This is a genomic window from Streptococcus sp. KHUD_018, from assembly GCF_054861215.1.
Map to the genome: position 1 here is coordinate 1,824,530 of NZ_CM142176.1, position 12,524 is coordinate 1,837,053.

Annotated in this window: 15 protein-coding genes; 2 read left to right on the forward strand and 13 right to left on the reverse strand. The window is 44.0% G+C overall.

Annotation, left to right across the window (positions count from 1 at the left end):
- The first annotated feature begins 29 nt into the window (after nucleotides 1-29).
- Both ACVBD2_RS09205 and yidC read left to right on the forward strand, forming a co-directional pair.
- Nucleotides 30-308: an acylphosphatase gene (locus ACVBD2_RS09205; protein WP_001174609.1), complete on the forward strand. Its 279-nt coding sequence runs from the start codon at nucleotides 30-32 to the stop codon at nucleotides 306-308.
- Between the two features lie 77 nt (nucleotides 309-385).
- Nucleotides 386-1,315: a membrane protein insertase YidC gene (gene yidC / locus ACVBD2_RS09210; protein ID WP_049479479.1), complete on the forward strand. Its 930-nt coding sequence runs from the start codon at nucleotides 386-388 to the stop codon at nucleotides 1,313-1,315.
- Nucleotides 1,316-1,386: 71 nt separating this feature from the next.
- Here yidC and pflA read toward each other — a convergent pair whose 3' ends face one another.
- From pflA to ACVBD2_RS09275, 13 genes are all read right to left on the reverse strand, one after another.
- The gene (pflA, locus tag ACVBD2_RS09215; protein ID WP_001288281.1) at nucleotides 1,387-2,181 is read right to left on the reverse strand and encodes a pyruvate formate-lyase-activating protein; all 795 of its coding nucleotides are present in this window, start codon (nucleotides 2,179-2,181) and stop codon (nucleotides 1,387-1,389) included.
- A gap of 120 nt (nucleotides 2,182-2,301) precedes the next feature.
- Complete coding sequence (locus ACVBD2_RS09220; RefSeq protein ID WP_461685661.1) at nucleotides 2,302-3,558, reverse strand: diaminopimelate decarboxylase; 1,257 nt, start codon at nucleotides 3,556-3,558, stop codon at nucleotides 2,302-2,304.
- A gap of 66 nt (nucleotides 3,559-3,624) precedes the next feature.
- Nucleotides 3,625-4,452 (reverse strand): pur operon repressor, encoded by an 828-nt coding sequence (gene purR / locus ACVBD2_RS09225; protein ID WP_002874197.1) that lies wholly within the window; start codon nucleotides 4,450-4,452, stop codon nucleotides 3,625-3,627.
- 104 nt (nucleotides 4,453-4,556) lie between these two features.
- The gene (locus ACVBD2_RS09230) at nucleotides 4,557-5,498 is read right to left on the reverse strand and encodes a 3'-5' exoribonuclease YhaM family protein (RefSeq protein ID WP_000703210.1); all 942 of its coding nucleotides are present in this window, start codon (nucleotides 5,496-5,498) and stop codon (nucleotides 4,557-4,559) included.
- Nucleotides 5,488-6,744, reverse strand: coding sequence for a DNA recombination protein RmuC (locus ACVBD2_RS09235; protein ID WP_461685662.1), 1,257 nt, complete (start codon nucleotides 6,742-6,744; stop codon nucleotides 5,488-5,490). The genes ACVBD2_RS09230 and ACVBD2_RS09235 overlap by 11 nt, the downstream gene beginning before the upstream one ends.
- A gap of 1 nt (nucleotide 6,745) precedes the next feature.
- Nucleotides 6,746-7,408, reverse strand: a complete 663-nt coding sequence (locus ACVBD2_RS09240; RefSeq protein WP_049520604.1) for a thiamine diphosphokinase — start codon at nucleotides 7,406-7,408, stop codon at nucleotides 6,746-6,748.
- Nucleotides 7,371-8,027 carry a ribulose-phosphate 3-epimerase gene (gene rpe / locus ACVBD2_RS09245; RefSeq protein ID WP_042768280.1) on the reverse strand — a complete coding sequence of 219 codons (657 nt, stop codon included), beginning with the start codon at nucleotides 8,025-8,027 and terminating at the stop codon, nucleotides 7,371-7,373. Before rpe ends, ACVBD2_RS09240 begins: the two co-directional genes overlap by 38 nt.
- 10 nt (nucleotides 8,028-8,037) lie before the next feature.
- A complete protein-coding gene (rsgA, locus tag ACVBD2_RS09250; RefSeq protein WP_049479478.1) occupies nucleotides 8,038-8,916 on the reverse strand; it encodes a ribosome small subunit-dependent GTPase A in 879 nt (292 codons plus the stop codon).
- Nucleotide 8,917: 1 nt separating this feature from the next.
- Nucleotides 8,918-9,790: a 16S rRNA (adenine(1518)-N(6)/adenine(1519)-N(6))-dimethyltransferase RsmA gene (gene rsmA, locus ACVBD2_RS09255; RefSeq protein ID WP_461685663.1), complete on the reverse strand. Its 873-nt coding sequence runs from the start codon at nucleotides 9,788-9,790 to the stop codon at nucleotides 8,918-8,920.
- Nucleotides 9,787-10,122 carry a hypothetical protein gene (locus ACVBD2_RS09260; protein ID WP_139658297.1) on the reverse strand — a complete coding sequence of 112 codons (336 nt, stop codon included), beginning with the start codon at nucleotides 10,120-10,122 and terminating at the stop codon, nucleotides 9,787-9,789. Before ACVBD2_RS09260 ends, rsmA begins: the two co-directional genes overlap by 4 nt.
- 193 nt (nucleotides 10,123-10,315) lie before the next feature.
- Nucleotides 10,316-11,170 (reverse strand): SDR family NAD(P)-dependent oxidoreductase, encoded by an 855-nt coding sequence (locus tag ACVBD2_RS09265; RefSeq protein ID WP_461685664.1) that lies wholly within the window; start codon nucleotides 11,168-11,170, stop codon nucleotides 10,316-10,318.
- Nucleotides 11,171-11,181: 11 nt separating this feature from the next.
- Nucleotides 11,182-11,745 (reverse strand): ribonuclease M5, encoded by a 564-nt coding sequence (gene rnmV, locus ACVBD2_RS09270; protein WP_461685665.1) that lies wholly within the window; start codon nucleotides 11,743-11,745, stop codon nucleotides 11,182-11,184.
- Nucleotides 11,745-12,518 (reverse strand): TatD family hydrolase, encoded by a 774-nt coding sequence (locus ACVBD2_RS09275; RefSeq protein WP_461685666.1) that lies wholly within the window; start codon nucleotides 12,516-12,518, stop codon nucleotides 11,745-11,747. Before ACVBD2_RS09275 ends, rnmV begins: the two co-directional genes overlap by 1 nt.
- Nucleotides 12,519-12,524 lie beyond the last annotated feature (6 nt).

The following is a 12,524-nucleotide window of genomic DNA, read 5'->3' on the forward strand; positions in this document are numbered from 1 at the left end:
ATATTATAACACAATCAAAGGGGTTTGGTATGCAAAAGGTTAGAATGATTGCCCAAGGCAGGGTGCAGGGTGTTGGTTTTCGTTGGGGTGTTGTTACTTTAGCTCTTGAAATCGGTGGCATCACTGGTCGTGTCTGGAATAACGACGATGGCACAGTGGAAATTCTTGCTCAGGCAGACTCCTCTGCCACTATGGCAAAATTTATCCAAGAAATCCGAAAAGGTCCGACACCTTTTTCAAAAGTTACCTATCTAGATGTACAAATGAGCAACTTTTCATCCTATTCGGACTTCAAAGTCGCAAATTAGGTCTCTAGAACTATTGTATATTTTACAAAAAAACAGTAGAATAGAAAGGTATAATTTTTAAAGAAGGAATGAAAACATTGAAATCTATTAAACGTTTTGCCCTCTCTGCTATGGGAGTGGCTATGCTACTCGTCTTGACAGGCTGTGTCCAAGTAGACAAAGCCACAGGACAACCTACAGGATTGATTTGGAATACCATCGGAGCACCTATGGCTGAAGCTATCAAGTACTTCGCTACTGATAAAGGTCTAGGCTTTGGTGTGGCTATCATCATCGTAACCATCATCGTGCGCTTGATTATCTTGCCACTTGGTATCTACCAATCATGGAAGGCAACGCTTCACTCTGAAAAGATGAATGCCCTCAAACACGTGCTTGAACCACATCAAACACGTCTCAAAGAAGCAACCACTCAAGAAGAAAAACTTGAGGCTCAACAAGCTCTCTTTGCAGCTCAGAAAGAACATGGCATTAGCATGTTCGGTGGTGTAGGATGTTTCCCTATCCTCATTCAAATGCCTTTCTTCTCTGCTATCTACTTTGCAGCCCAATACACTGACGGGGTAGCTAGCTCTACCTTCTTGGGTATCGATCTTGGTTCACCAAGTCTGCTCCTTGTCGCTTTCGCTGGTATCCTCTACTATCTCCAATCACTTCTTTCACTTCATGGAGTAGAAGACGAGATGCAAAGAGATCAACTAAAAAGAATGATTTACGTGAGTCCACTCATGATTGTCGTCTTCTCCCTCTTCGCACCAGCCAGTGTGACGCTTTACTGGGTTGTCGGTGGTTTCATGATGATTCTCCAACAGTTCATCGTTAACTATGTTGTTCGTCCAAAACTCCGCAAAAAAGTTCGTGAAGAATTTGCAAAAAACCCACCAAAAGCAAGTTCATTTTCAACTGGAGGCGGACGCAAAGATGTCACTCCAAACCAAGCAACTGCGATCATGACTAATAAGAAACATAAAAAACGCAATGCTGGTAAACAACATTCTAGAAAATAAGAAAAAGGCTTAGCTGAGAGGCTAAGTCTTTTTGCATCACAAAAGCCCGATGTCTCCATCAGGCTTCTTTTTTATCCATGAACACGTTTCATGTAATCTTGGTAACTTTCTGTATCCATCAATTCCTTGGCATTCTTGACACGGTCTGCTGTTGGAGGTTTGACCCCTTCAAGCGAATAAGGAATCCCAAGTTCACGCCACTTGAATTCTCCCATCGTATGATAAGGTAGGATTTCAAACTTGTCAACATTTTTGAGGGTCTTGACAAACTTACCAAGTTCGATCAAATCCTCATCTCTATCTGTCAATCCTGGAACCAGCACGTGGCGAATCCAAACAGGCTTCCCGATATCTGATAGGTACTGGGCACAGGCCAAGATGTTTTTATTGGTTTGGCTTGTGACAATCTTGTGCTGTTCTTCGTTGATTTCCTTGATATCCAGAAGAACCAAGTCTGTTACCGCCATGAGTTTATTAAACTTTTCGAGATAACGTGGTTTATTACGGAACGGAAGGGCACAGGTATCCAAGGTACAGTGGATTCCTTTTTCCTTGGCCTTGGTAAAGAGGGCAATTAGGAAATCAATCTGTAAGAGGGCTTCTCCTCCACTAACAGTGATTCCTCCCTTGTCTCCCCAAAAACCACGGTAGCGAAGAGCTTCTGTCAAGACATCGTCTACTGTCCGTTCGCGTGATTTATTGGTTTCCATAGCCCATGTATCAGGGTTATGACAGTACTGGCAACGCATGTGACAACCCTGCAAAAAGACAATAAACCGAATCCCAGGGCCATCTACCGCCCCAAAACTCTCTGTCGAATGCACCATTCCTGTCACTTGTCCATAGTCAATTGTTTCTTCAGACATATCGTCACCTTCCTTGAAACCGTTTTATAGTTTTATTATATCATGAGTGAGATGAAAAACAAGGTTTTTTGTCTATTTTTTAGAAAGCAATCTGTTTTTCACTTTCATTTTCAATTTCTTTTAATGATCTGGTTCAAAATCAAAACCATACAAGGTTGCGAAATAGTCCTCAGGGCGCTCTGCACGGCGGATTTGGCGGGCTTTTCCTTCTTCGGTATAGAGAATTTCTGCCGAGCGTAGTTTGGCATTGTACTGGTAACCCATGGAGAATCCATGTGCACCTGTATCATGAATCACCAGCAAATCACCTATTTCTGTATGAGGTAGTTTGCGGTTAACAGCAAATTTATCATTGTTTTCACAGAGCGACCCGACCACATCTACAACCTCGACGGGACCGTCTGGATGGGTGAGATTGGTAATATGGTGGTAGGCACCGTACATGGCTGGGCGCATGAGATTGACTGCTGAGGCATCCACACCCAGATAGGTACGGTAAGTTTTTTTCTTATGAGTGACTCTTGTGACCAGAACTCCGTGAGGTGCCAACATAAAGCGCCCCAATTCCGTGAAAATCTTGACCTGACCAAGACCTGCTGGCGTAAGGACTTCTTCATAAACCTTACGCACACCCTCACCAATCATCGCAATATCATTTGGCTTCTGGTCTGGGCGATAGTTGACACCGATTCCGCCAGAAAGGTTAATAAAGTCCAGTGAAATCCCCAATTTTTCTTTGATTTCCACAGCTAATTCAAAGAGCTGGCGGGCTAACTCTGGGTAGTAGAGATGGGTCACGGTATTGGATGCTAGGAAAGAGTGAATCCCAAAAGTCTTGGCTCCTTTTTCCTTCAAAACAGCAAAGGCTTCAAAGAGTTGTTCCTTGGTCATACCAAACTTGGCTTCTCCAGGATTGTCCATGATATCTGTTCCTAACTCAAAGACTCCGCCTGGATTGTAACGACAGGAAATGGTTTCTGGGATACCTGCAGCCCGCTCCAGATGTTCAATGTCTTCAAAGGCATCCAAGTTTATGGTCGCACCTAATTCATGGGCATAAGTGTACTCTTGGTCTGGCGTGTTGTTTGATGAGAACATGATCTCAGGACCTGCAAATCCAAGTTTATGGCTCATCAGGAGCTCCACATAACTGGAGCAGTCCACACCACAACTTTCCTCTTTGAGGATTTTCAAGATGGCTGGGGTTGGAGTAGCCTTGACTGCAAAATATTCCTTAAAGCCCTTGTTCCAAGAAAAGGCCTTGTTGACTGCTCGCGCTTTTTCGCGAATTCCCTTCTCATCATATAAGTGAAAGGGAGTTGGGAACTCTGCAACAATCGTTTCCAAATCTTCACGGTTGATAAATGGTGTTTTCATAGGCATCCTTCTATTCTGTCTGCAAAGAAAGGCTGGGACAATCGTTCCAACCTTTAGTTCTATCTCTTATTTGTCTTCGTCAAAGATATTTCCAATCTCGACATCGATGGATTGGTTCTTGACATCAATATTGGTTACTTTCAAGAGTGACTTGTAATCGAACTGCTTTTCACGTTCTTCTTGAGCATTATCCGCAAAGACTGCAACACCAGCCAACTCTGAATCAAACTCACGCAAGAGACTAATCATCCCGTTGACAGTTCCGCCACCTTTCAGGAAGTCATCCACGATCAAGACACGACTGCCTGCCTTGAGACTGCGTTTTGAAAGGAACATCTTCTCAATGCGGTCACCGCTGGAACCTGAAACATAGTTGACGCTGACCGTTGAACCTTCGGTAATTTTCAAGTCACGACGCACAATGACAAATGGAACATTGAGTACATTGGCAACTGCATTTGCGAGTGGCACACCTTTTGTTGCTACTGTCATAACAGCATCGATTTTTTGGTCCATAAAGCTCTTGGCAATGATGCGCCCAATATTTTTCAAAATGGCAGGTGTACTGAGCAAATCAGACAGGTAAATGTAGCCACCTGGCAAGATACGGTCGCTTTCTGAAAGTTTGTCACGCAAGTCTGCGATCATTTCTTTGGCTTCATGACTCGAGATTGATGGTGTAAAGATAACGCCACCACCTGCTCCAGTCACAGTCTGAATATGACCGATTTCGATTTCCTCAAAGGCACGCTTGATAATCACGATATCCTCTGAGATGGATGATTTAGCAGATTCGTACTTTTCTGCAAAGGTGTTGAGACTGGTTAGTTTGTATGGATTATTAATCAAATAGTTGGAAATGACAACCATCCGATCACTTCTTCTTAATTTCATTTTTATTTACCATTCCATTTAATTTTGATATTTTATCCATTATACCACATTCACATAAAAAAACGAACATTATTGCGTAAAAAATGCTCGTTTTTCTTAAATTATTAATCTAAATCTGGTTTATAGAAGGAACGATTGTCCATGGCGAAGATTTTGTTGGTCATCTCTCCTTTATCCACCAAAGCTAGAGCTGTTGACATCATCATCATGCTGGCATCTAGATTGTCAATCATATGGATAATCTCTGCTTCCATAATGCGTGGACGGACTGGACTTCCATACTCCAGCAAGCCATGGTGACTGAGGATGACATGGCGCAGTAGCACCACTTCTTCTCTAGTATCATCGATACCTAGTTCCATGACTGTCTTGGTAATTTCACTATCGATGAGAGCGATATGCCCAAGGAGATTGCCTCGAACTGTGTACTCCGTCTGGTCTGGTCCCGTCAACTCAATAACCTTGGCCAAGTCATGCAACATAATTCCCGCATAGAGGAGGCTCTTGTTGAGCTGAGGATAAATCTCACTAATGGCATCTGCCAAGCGCACCATGGTTGCTGTATGATAGGCCAAACCCGTTTCAAAGGCGTGGTGGTTGGTCTTAGCAGCTGGATAGGAGTAGAATTCCTTATCATACTTGGTGTAGAGACTGCGAACGATACGTTGCCAGACAGGATTTTCAATCTTGAAAATCATTTGTGACATGTAGTCACGGATTTCCTTGACATCAACTGGCGACTTGACCTTGAAATCAGCTGGATCATTGGGTTCCCCAGGCTGAGGCAAGCGAAGAGTAATTTGATTGACTTGAGGAGTGTTGTTATAAACTTCTCTGCGCCCCTGCATGTGGACCACTTTCCCTGCAGTAAAGGCCTCGACGTTATGAGGTTGGGCATCCCAAAGTTTCCCTTCAATCTCGCCACTATCGTCTTGGAAGGTAAAGGCTAGGTAGTTTTTCCCAGCTCGTGTCTGTCTCAGGTCAGCTGACTTGATCAGGTAAAAACCTTCAAACAGCTCATCTTTTTTCATGTGACTAATCTTCATATTCTTCCTCATCTTCTTGGAAATGGAGTAGATCAAGCGCAGGCTCACCTTCTGATAACTCAATGTGACGGAGCGTCCGCTCGATAGCTGTGGTACGACGGTTTAATAATTCATCAATATTGCCAGAGGCATGTTGGAGATGCTTTTGTGCCTTGACCAGAATGCCACCAAACTTGCCAAACTCGGTCTTGACACTAGCAAGGGTCTTACTGATATGGTCAGCACTCTTTTGGATATTGAGAGTTTTGAAACCAACTGATAGAGAGTTAAGCAGGGCTGATAGGGTACTTGGTCCTGCAACGATAATCTGCTCTTCCCGTCTCAAATCATCAAAGAAGACCGGATTGCGGACAATCTCTGAGTAAAGTCCTTCTGTCGGAACAAACAAGACTCCAAAATTGGTCGTCCGAGGTGGTGCTATGTACTTGCTATTGATATCCTTGGCAAAGCGCTTGACACTAGCTAGGAGTGACTTGCGACAACGTTCAATCTCGTCCTTATCGCCTGCTTCATAGGCTTCTTCTAGGCGGTAGTAATCCGCCAGTGGAAACTTGGAGTCAATCGGTAAATAGACATATTCCTGATCTCCTTGGCCAGGTAACTTGATAGCGTACTCTACTCGCTCGCTAGAGTTTTCAACCGTTGCGTATTCTCGTTCGTACTGGGCAGGTGTCATGATGTCTTCGATGATTTGCCCCAGTTGCAATTCTCCCAGAATCCCTCGCGTCTTGGTACCAGAGAGAACCTTGTTGAGAGCACCAACATCGCGGGCAACTGTCTGCATCTCTCCCAGGCCACGATTGACAGACTCCAGTTGTTTGAAAACTGTCTCGAAGGAAGCCTGCAAGCGCGTCTGCAAGGTCTTTTCTAGCTTTTCCTCGACCGTTTGGCGCATTTGCTCCAAGCGTTGTTCATTTGATTCCTGCAAGGCTTGGAGACGTTGGTCGGTCTTGTCCCTAGTTTGAAGGAGATTCTCGTTCATCTCCTGTCTAACTTGAGTCAGGCCTTGGTGCAATTCCATTCGCACTTCTTGCAAACGGTCGCTGACAGCCACTTCCAAATCTTTTTGATCCAGCTGACTGGCTTGTCTGGCTTGTTCAAAGCGATAATCCAGTTGATCTGAAAGATTGTCTGCCTGATTCTCCAAACTCTTGCTTAGGTGTTTCTCCTGCTTATCCTGCCTCTGCCAAATGAGAAAGAGACCAGCTAGATTGGCAATTAATAATAGTAATAATACAGTCTCCATCCTACCTCCTGTCCTTGCTATGCAGCACGACGACATAGCCATCTGGGCAAGTTACCGCAACTTCCCTATCTATATATTCGTTAGAAGCGTACACTTTTTTAAAGAAAAAATTCTCCTCTGTCAATTCGTACTTGGCACCAAGAATAGTCAGCTGGCTATCCCGAACTGGCATAAAGGCTAGATAATCGTAGTCTGAACGGGGCTCTAGCTGACTGGTCCCTTCTGGACAATAGGCAATCACATTTTGCCCATCCTCAATCGCTATCTGGCGCATATAGGGTGCCAACTTGGGATTGCTAGGCAGAAAGACATTAGCCAGCATATGATCAATACGACCACCCAAAGCCCCAAAAATGGTCACTTGGGCTTGAGGATTTTTTTCAAAAATCGTTAAAAGTGCTAGTTCCAGATCCGTATCATCCTTTTCTGGCTGGGCTTGAACAAAATGTTGGGCACGTTTTTGAATCAACTGACGTTCGTCTGCAGTCACCGAATCAAAATCCCCAACTGCTAGAGTGAGAGGCAGATCTTCTTCCAAGACCCAGAGCGAACCACGATCCACACCAACAAAGCTATCAAAATTCGTCCGATAATGACCGCGATCTCCGCCGGCAAAAACAGCAACCCTAGTCCAGTTGTTTTCTGAGAGTTTGCACTCGTTCATTGACATCTCCCTTAAAGACATAGGATCCTGCTACAAAAACGGTCGCTCCAGCTTCTTTGGCTTGAGCAATGGTTTGGTCATCAATACCGCCATCGACTTCAATCTCAAAGCTCAAACCTTTTTCATGACGAAGGGCAACCAACTCACGAATCTTATCCATGGTTTCAGGCAGAAAAGCTTGCCCACCAAATCCAGGGTTAACTGTCATGACCAAGACTTGGTCAACTAGGTGAAGGACATGCTTAATCGCCTCAACAGGTGTACCAGGGTTGGTGACAACCGAAGGTTTGACACCAAGCGAACGAATCTTTTGAAGAGCTCCATGAATATGAGGTGTTGCTTCCACATGGATGCTGATGATATCCGCTCCCGCACGCGCAAAATCTTCTAAATGGTGTTCTGGATTAGCTACCATCAAGTGGCAGTCAAAGACCATCTTGCTATGAGGGCGAAGAGCTTCGACCACACCTGCACCAAAACTGATTTGTGGTACAAAGTGCCCATCCATGATATCGATATGGGCATATTCTGCCCCAGTTGCTTCTAGGCGTTTGATTTCACGTTCAAAGTTGGCATAATCTGCTGCCAGAATTGACGGAGCAATCTTGTATTGAGACATAGGTTTCTCCTTATTTTGGAATTTTTTTGCTGACTTTTTTATAGGTTTCTCTGCGATTTTCAATTTCACTGAGAAATTGCAGGTAGTTGTCAAAACGGAAGGATGCAATGATACCCTCTTCGACAGCCGGCTTAACCGCACAGGACGGTTCATGGGTATGGGTACAAGTACGGAATTTACAGTCTCGACTGACACTGGCAATCTCTGGAAAGGCCTGATTGAGGTCTTCAGCCGTTGACGCTTCATAATCCAGTGATGAAAAGCCTGGTGTGTCGGCAATTTTACCCCCATTGAGGTTGTAAAAACTAACAGCTCGAGTGGTATGGCGACCACGACCTAGACTGTCTGAAATCTCTCCTGTTTCAAGATTGAGGTCCGGTGCGATTTTATTGAGGAGGGTTGATTTTCCAACACCTGTCTGCCCCATAAAGACCGTCACTTTTCCTGTCAACAAAGGCAAAAGTTCTTCTTTACTAGTCACAAAGTCGTAACCAATGGCACCGTAAGTCTGCTGATAAAAATCCAGTTCTCCTCTATCTTCCAGCAAGTCCATTTTAGAAATATAGACGATGGGATGGATGCCCTTGTGTTCCAAAAGAACCAAGAAACGATCCAACAAGTTGCTGTTGAAGTCCGGTTCCTTGACGGACATGATCACCACAGCTTGGTCAATATTGACAATGGGCGGACGGACGAGACTGTTTTTCCGTTCATGAATCTTGAGGATATAACCTTCGGAATTTTCCTCGGCAGAAAAGTCTACCCAGTCTCCGACATAAGGTGTATGACCTTTTTTGCGGAAATTTCCACGCGCGCGTGTCTGATAGACCTGACCATCACTCTCTACATAGTAGAAGCCCGCCAAGGCTTTAATAATTTGTCCCTGCATCTTAGAGTCCTTGTCCTTTAAGCGCATCTGCCAGACTGGCAAACTCTTCCAAGCTGAGAGCTTCCCCACGCACAGATGGAGATAAGCCTGCCTGGTCCAAAGCCTTGGTCAATTTATCCTTGATTTCTTCGGTCTTCCCAAAGTAGCCTGTTAAGTTGTTCCACAAGGTCTTGCGACGATGAGTGAAGCTAGCCTTGGAAACCTTAAAGAAAAAGTTCTCGTCTTCCACTGCTACGGCTGGCTCTGGACGACGCACCATTTTCAAGATGGCCGAATCCACATTTGGCGCTGGCACAAAGACCGTACGAGGCACGATAAAGGCAACCTTGGCTGTCATGTAATACTGCACAGCAATCGACAAGCTACCGTAAGCCTTGGTGTTAGGCTGGGCTGAGATACGATCCGCCACTTCTTTTTGCATCATGACCACAAACTCACTAAAAGGAATGCCACTCTCGATTAAATGCATGAGAATAGGCGTCGTGATGTAATAAGGCAAGTTGGCTACTACCTTGATTGGCAGGTCAGGATTTTTGAAATTCTGGATATGCTGGGCCAAGTCAACTTTGAGAATGTCCTCCTTGACTACTGTCACATTGTCAAAATCACGCAGGGTATCTGCCAAAATCGGTACCAAACGGTGGTCAATCTCAAATGCCATGACTTGAGCTGCACGCTCAGCCAAAAACTCCGTCAAAGCACCAATTCCTGGCCCAATTTCAATGACATTAACCTGATCATCAATTTCAGCCGTATCCACGATTTTTTGAAGGATATTGGTATCCGTCAGGAAATTTTGCCCGAAGGACTTTTTAAAAGTAAAACCGTGACGCTCCAGCACTGCCTTAGTCACGCTGTAATCTGCAATTCTCATTTATTCTCTTTTCTAATATAGTATGCTTCCGGGGTATAATGATAGAGCAAAACAAATAAGGGAGTCTCAGTAATTCCTTCCAACATCTCTTTTAAGACCGCATCTGGATGAATAATCTCTCGTGTTTTGGTGAAATAAACACCTTGTTCCCCATTTCGATTACGGAGTTCCCAAGCGACATTGTTTCCTTGAACAGACGGCAAATAACGTTCCTTTTCTAGAAAGTCAAAAAATTCTTTCACCGTCATATCTTCAGGAATCTCAAATTCTATCTCATGAGGCAATACATCGTCCCCCATACATACAGAATCTCTATTAACTCGAATTTTCATTTCGCACTGTCCTTATAAGTTTCTATTTTAACGCTATCAAAATAAATCTAAGTACCTCTATTGTAACACATTCCCTTTGTATTTTTGGGCTATCTGGTTATTGTTATCACTTTTCAGGACTCTCCAAACAGATTTCGATATCTAAATTTCTTTCCACTATTGAAGTAAGCGTAAAATTTATTTTTCTAATTCTTTATAGATTGTCTCTTGAAAAGGTCAGTTGTTCAAGTAAGGAGTAAAGTTTTGCTTGCTCCTCTTCTTCGTAAGCAGATCTATTTGCTTTTACTTCTCTGCATTTCTCGTCATACAAAAAACCGTCATGGCCATCTTCTGTAGATAAGGCTGTATAGACTTTGGCCATTTCTTCAGGACTAATCGAAAATCTTGACTTGATTTTATACAAATTTTTCATAAAAGTGCTGAGGTGATCATAGCGGCGCATATCAACTTTGACATTGGTCACACGGATTGCCTGAACCTTGATACCTTTCCAATGTTTCCGCATATAAAGCGTCAGCATCAACAAGGCTAGTTTATTCTGATAATAGGTCTTGGCAGGACTATAATGTTTTTGACCAGCTAAATTTTCAAAATCAAGCTTCATGAAAGGATAAAGCACCAGTCCTTGGGAAGAAATATTAATAATCCGACCACTTTCTGACTTTTCTAACAAGCCCCTCAACAAGGTAGAAAGTAAAAAGGGAGCAACCACGTTGGTCGCAAATTGTTTTTCCAATCCGTCTTTGGTAAGAATTGGCTTTTTGACCGATAAATCAAAATCGGCCGCATTGTTCATTAAAACATCTAAAGTCTCTTCTTTTTGGATATACTGTTCTACCGCTTTCTTGATACTTTTCATCTCAGATAAATCAACCAAGATATAATCTATATGCGGATTTCCTGTTTGTTGGCGGATTTTCTCACAGGCTTGCTTAGCAGCTTCTTTTCGCCGGCAAAACAGGGTTACCGACCAGCCCTTTTCAGCCAACTGTTTAGCAGACTGGTAGCCAATACCACTATTGCCACCCGTAATAATCACTTTTTTCATTTCTGACTCCGTTAGTCTGAATACTTAGCCATCACTTCTTCCACTTCTGCCAAGGTTACGCCAAATAACTCTAATCGCTTGAGGAGTTGTTTGCCGTTGGAATAGCCGATGCGGAGCTGTCCACCTAGATACTCTCTGCGCCTACGACTGTCTGCTCCTGCTAGGAAACCTAGGCGAATCAAGTCACTCCGACTAATGTCAAACTCGTTCTCGTTTTCAAATTGCTCTGTCACCTGAGCCAGCGCTGCTTTTAGATCTTCATAGCTGGCGTGTTCGATTCCCAGAGAACGTCCCTTGGACTTGGATTTGGGAACAGCCTCTTCTCGCTTGAGAAAGGCATGCTGCACTGTTGGAATGGCCGTCATAATCATGCGACGAATGCGTTCCCCATTAAAATCTGGATCTGTAAAGACAATGACTCCATGCAGTTCATGCAGGCGTTGAATTCGCTCTATATCTTGATCATTGATTGCCGATCCTCGTGTCTCATAGGTCTCTACATCAAAGTAACGTTTGAGATTGGCCGTATCATCGCGACCTTCAACCACGATGACTTGGGAAATTTTTTCTTTCATCACTTGCTGTCCAATCCAAAGATACGCTCTGCATTTGCAGTCGTTACTGCGGCTAACTCCTCAGTCGTCATCCCACGCAAGTCGGCGATAAAGTCCACCACATAGCGTGTGTAGGCTGTTTTGTTTTCACGGCCACGTTTAGGAACAGGAGCTAGGTAAGGGGCATCTGTCTCAACGAGGATTTTATCCAAAGGAAGTTCCCTAGCAGCCTCTTGGATATCCGTCGCTTTCTTAAAGGTCACCACTCCTGAGAAAGAAATGGTCATACCAAGCTCGACAAACTTCTCAGCCCACTCCAAAGAACCTGAGAATGAGTGCATAATTCCACCACGAGGACCAACGCCCTCGCTCTTGATAATCTCATAAGTATCTTCTAGCGCATCACGAGTGTGGACCACAAAGGGTAAATTCAAGTCCTTAGACAGCTGAATCTGACGACGAAAAACCAGTTCCTGCACTTCCTTAGGTGCTGTCATCCAGTGATAGTCCAGACCAATCTCCCCCAAGGCAACGACCTTAGGATGTTTTAGTTTTTCAAGCAAGTAAGCTTCGACCTCGTCTGTGTAAGTCCCTGCTTCCGTCGGATGCCAGCCAATAGTTGCGTAGAGTTGCTCATACTCATCTGCCAACTCTAGGGCTCGTTCAATGGTTGGCTTATCAAAACCAACAATATTCATCCGAGTTACGCCCATCTCAGCAGCCAAAGCGATTTCTTCGGCCTCACGTCCTGCAAATTCTTCTACATTTAAATGTGTATGTGTATCAAAAATCATCTCTTC

What these genes read in the sequence shown, in the direction of transcription:
- ACVBD2_RS09205 (WP_001174609.1), top strand. Translation starts at nt 30, where the DNA reads ATGCAAAAGGTTAGAATGATTGCCCAAGGCAGGGTGCAGGGTGTTGGT.
- pflA (WP_001288281.1), bottom strand. Translation starts at nt 2,181, where the DNA reads ATGTCTGAAGAAACAATTGACTATGGACAAGTGACAGGAATGGTGCAT.
- ACVBD2_RS09220 (WP_461685661.1), bottom strand. Translation starts at nt 3,558, where the DNA reads ATGAAAACACCATTTATCAACCGTGAAGATTTGGAAACGATTGTTGCA.
- purR (WP_002874197.1), bottom strand. Translation starts at nt 4,452, where the DNA reads ATGAAATTAAGAAGAAGTGATCGGATGGTTGTCATTTCCAACTATTTG.
- ACVBD2_RS09230 (WP_000703210.1), bottom strand. Translation starts at nt 5,498, where the DNA reads ATGAAGATTAGTCACATGAAAAAAGATGAGCTGTTTGAAGGTTTTTAC.
- ACVBD2_RS09235 (WP_461685662.1), bottom strand. Translation starts at nt 6,744, where the DNA reads ATGGAGACTGTATTATTACTATTATTAATTGCCAATCTAGCTGGTCTC.
- ACVBD2_RS09240 (WP_049520604.1), bottom strand. Translation starts at nt 7,408, where the DNA reads ATGAACGAGTGCAAACTCTCAGAAAACAACTGGACTAGGGTTGCTGTT.
- rpe (WP_042768280.1), bottom strand. Translation starts at nt 8,027, where the DNA reads ATGTCTCAATACAAGATTGCTCCGTCAATTCTGGCAGCAGATTATGCC.
- rsgA (WP_049479478.1), bottom strand. Translation starts at nt 8,916, where the DNA reads ATGCAGGGACAAATTATTAAAGCCTTGGCGGGCTTCTACTATGTAGAG.
- rsmA (WP_461685663.1), bottom strand. Translation starts at nt 9,790, where the DNA reads ATGAGAATTGCAGATTACAGCGTGACTAAGGCAGTGCTGGAGCGTCAC.
- ACVBD2_RS09260 (WP_139658297.1), bottom strand. Translation starts at nt 10,122, where the DNA reads ATGAAAATTCGAGTTAATAGAGATTCTGTATGTATGGGGGACGATGTA.
- ACVBD2_RS09265 (WP_461685664.1), bottom strand. Translation starts at nt 11,170, where the DNA reads ATGAAAAAAGTGATTATTACGGGTGGCAATAGTGGTATTGGCTACCAG.
- rnmV (WP_461685665.1), bottom strand. Translation starts at nt 11,745, where the DNA reads ATGAAAGAAAAAATTTCCCAAGTCATCGTGGTTGAAGGTCGCGATGAT.
- ACVBD2_RS09275 (WP_461685666.1), bottom strand. Translation starts at nt 12,518, where the DNA reads ATGATTTTTGATACACATACACATTTAAATGTAGAAGAATTTGCAGGA.